General features: G+C 34.4%; 1 protein-coding gene. It reads right to left on the bottom strand.

Annotation, left to right across the window (positions count from 1 at the left end; all coding sequences use genetic code 11):
* Positions 1-218: hypothetical protein (locus HMPREF2701_RS01625; RefSeq protein ID WP_148130501.1), on the bottom strand; the 218-nt coding region annotated here is incomplete at both ends.

The raw sequence follows: 218 nt of genomic DNA, 5'->3' as shown, positions 1-218 counted from the left end.
AAACTATTCTTCTTTTCATCACTATTGGCATCATGTACAAAGGCAATTTCCTTACTAGGGATTCCTCTATCAACTAATAAAGCCTTAATCTCAGAATAAACATCAAAGCCATTGTCCTTTTTCTTAGGTGTTCCAATATCTGAAAAAATCATCTGAGTAGCCTTATTTTCCATTCCCTCACGATAAATTCTTTCAACATTATCCACTACCTGAAGCAG

The organism is Streptococcus sp. HMSC077D04, from assembly GCF_001808785.1.
Taxonomy (GTDB): Bacteria; Bacillota; Bacilli; order Lactobacillales; family Streptococcaceae; genus Streptococcus; species Streptococcus mitis_BX.
Note: the sequence above shows the minus strand (reverse complement) of the source record. Positions and strands in the feature narration are given on the sequence as shown.